We start from the raw sequence: 2741 nt of genomic DNA on the forward strand, positions 1-2741 counted from the left end.
GAGCGCCTCCATGATCTGGCTGTCCGTGAATCTCGACTTCTTCATTGCGTAGAACTCCCTTAACAAGAAAATTCTACTTCTGTTCCCACCGGTTTTTTGGGGGGATTACCAATGGGTCTATAGCAGAAGAGACCCACGGACAATCGATCGGTCAGTCAGTGCTTTCTGGGGTGCACAGTTGTATAACGAGTTGCTTGCCGAGTTTGGGACCGAATCTTTCCAACTTGACACCAGAACAGCGCAGCAAGTACTACTGCAATCTGGCAGCGGATTATGCCAGGCGTTCCGCAGAATGCGATTCGAATGGTGATCCACTGCATAAAAAAGAAAATGAAGAATTGACGAGTAAAGGCAACGTATGTTGGGATGCGGTCAAGGACTGTGCATTTAAAGCAGGGGCCATCCCTAAAAATCGGTATAAATCGGTGAATGCTAAGACAGATTTGGTTACATCGTCCGATACACGGATAAATAATGCCAATGAATTGAGAAACGTGCCACCCGGACACACTCTCGGCTTCTTCGAGGCCGTAGGCAAATTAACCGAGTCCCCTCGCATAGCAACCAAACCCTTCCACGTGATGCTTACCACGAGCGACAATAAAGCCGCCGGACATAAAAATGGATGCATTGAAATCGGCAATCCTAGCGGCTGGGAAGAGCTTGATTTGAGCCAACTAAAATGGCATGAAGGCTACTTTATCGCTAGCTCGGAGGCAAAGGGTAAAGAGATTGACTTGAGCCGGTTAAGAGAACAAAATGGTCACTTTGTAATTAAAGAACCTAATAAAAAAGGCGTTTATTACAAGGCTTTTGTCGTCACCCATCGGCCCATCAGCGAAGCCGGCAAGCAACCGAGCAACGAAGCCTCCACCTCGGCGCAAGTGTGATGATCGAGCGGTGCTGGCAGCCACTCAAGGCAAGCTGCATGGCTTACCTTGCAACACAGGTGCCTATCTCCGTTGAAGTGCTGCTCGGGAAGCCCGGCTGATACCCTAGATTTTGTTCCGCAAAGCGGAAAAGCCTCAGGCGAAATACGGGTTTGCGGACTGCGACCCAAACTCGATTGCGGAACGGATTTTCCCATAAAAGTTAATATCTATAAAATTTTCGAGAGCCTCAAAAACCGAGCGGGCAAGCGATGACAGTACGTGTTACGCAGCAAGTGTTCGGCGCGCTGCTGTCAAAGCCGTACCCCCTCGGGCGCAGTGAGCGCAAGCTAGCGCTATACCGAACTCGGCTTCGTGAAATTGTGCAGCTGCTGCAGACGTAAGCCACTGAAAAGCGGCTGTCGAGTCACCGATGAGCCAAAACGCGCAGTCAGTCGATCGATGATGCTCGCTCTCGCCGTGGCGGATTAGGCTTTGACGAGCATCACGTTCGTTCACCATGGGCCAAGTCTTGCCTTTTTGGCACCGTCACTGCAACCCACCCTGTTCACTATTTCGCAGCGTAATCGCCTTGGCTCACTCGCCGAGGTGATGGTGACTGATTCAAAGCTAGACACCATACTTATTTTGCACCATAATGATCATTATGGTCAATGTAGCAATGGAGGGTGCGATGATTACCGAAGTCAATGCCGTGAATTTCCGACAAAATTTGGGCGAAATGCTCAATCAGGTACAGTATCGCAACGACAGTATCGTTATCAATAAGGACGGCAAGCCGGTCGCAGCGCTCGTCGACGCCGAATTATTCGCCCGCATCCGGCGTATGCAGGACCGCTTCGATGCGCTTAGCAGCCGAATCGCCGAAGCCTATGCCGGCGTGCCGATTCAGGAAGGTCAGGCGGAGATCGATGCCGCAGTGGCCGCTGAGCGGAAGCGGTGCTGATGGCTAGCTTACGTGTTGTGCTTGATACCAACGTGCTGGTATCGGGCTTGGCTTACCCGAGCAGCATGCCTGGGCGCATCGTCGCGGCTTGGCGCCAAGGCGGGTTGGAGGTGGCACTGTCGCACTACATCTTAGACGAGATGGTCCGGGTTCTACCGCGGTTGCCTAGGGTAGGCATGACACCGCCGCAAATTCGCGACCTAGCCGATAGTTTTATGTTATTAGCCGATGTAGTCGAGCCAGAAGGCGCGCAGGACGCAAGTTTGCGTGATTCGGCTGACCAACCCGTATTACTTACGCTGCTGGCAGCGAAAGCGCAGTATCTCATTACGGGGGACAAAGATTTGTTGGCGCTGGCGGATCGATATTCCATCGTCACGCCGGCGGATTTTTGGAGGCGCCATGGGACCTAATTGAAATCGGCTGGTGATTCAAATACCAGGCGTGGGTCGAACAAAAGAATGGATCAGTCGTGCGCCGCCTCGTCGGGTATGGCCGGTTACGCGGACTTGAAGCGACGCAAACCCTTGCCTGCCTTTACGAGGTGTCACGTTTGTACATTAACTTCTTTCAGCTTTCATTTAAGCTGAAATCGAAGACACGTCATGGCGCGAGGGTCATGAAGCGGTATGAAGCGCCGTTGACGCCGCTCGAGCGCGTGCTGCGCTGGGCGTCGGTGCCGCAGGCAACCAAACGCAGGCTACGTGCGCAGTTCCGAGCGCTTGACCCACTGGAGCTGTTGAGCCGAATGCGCGAAGCGCAGCAGCGCGTCGCGCAATGTAGCGAATCCGGCACGACGCCGACGCAGGCAACCACACCTGCTCGTGCTCCCCTTGCGGATTTCCTGGCGAGTCTTGGCACAGCGTGGCAGGAAGGCGAGGTAAGACCAACGCATCAGCGAAAGG

The 2741-nt window shown here is 53.4% G+C and carries 3 protein-coding genes and 1 pseudogene; all 4 read left to right on the plus strand.

Annotation, left to right across the window (positions count from 1 at the left end; all coding sequences use genetic code 11):
- The first annotated feature begins 224 nt into the window (after window positions 1-224).
- A complete protein-coding gene (locus KQH60_RS14495; protein ID WP_237577115.1) occupies window positions 225-890 on the plus strand; it encodes a hypothetical protein in 666 nt (221 codons plus the stop codon).
- Window positions 891-1563: 673 nt separating this feature from the next.
- The gene (locus KQH60_RS14500; protein ID WP_237577116.1) at window positions 1564-1836 is read left to right on the plus strand and encodes a type II toxin-antitoxin system Phd/YefM family antitoxin; all 273 of its coding nucleotides are present in this window, start codon (window positions 1564-1566) and stop codon (window positions 1834-1836) included.
- 65 nt (window positions 1837-1901) lie between these two features.
- Entirely contained in the window at window positions 1902-2249 is a 348-nt protein-coding gene (locus tag KQH60_RS14505) for a putative toxin-antitoxin system toxin component, PIN family (protein ID WP_237577117.1), read from the plus strand.
- 206 nt (window positions 2250-2455) lie between these two features.
- Window positions 2456-2741: pseudogene (locus KQH60_RS14510) on the plus strand (transposase); the annotation flags it as partial.

Source organism: Mycetohabitans sp. B8 (assembly GCF_021991875.1).
GTDB lineage: Bacteria > Pseudomonadota > Gammaproteobacteria > Burkholderiales > Burkholderiaceae > Mycetohabitans.

Excerpts from the sequence above, each read along its gene's own strand:
- KQH60_RS14500 (WP_237577116.1), top strand. The coding sequence starts at position 1,564 with ATGATTACCGAAGTCAATGCCGTGAATTTCCGACAAAATTTGGGCGAA.
- KQH60_RS14505 (WP_237577117.1), top strand. The coding sequence starts at position 1,902 with ATGCCTGGGCGCATCGTCGCGGCTTGGCGCCAAGGCGGGTTGGAGGTG.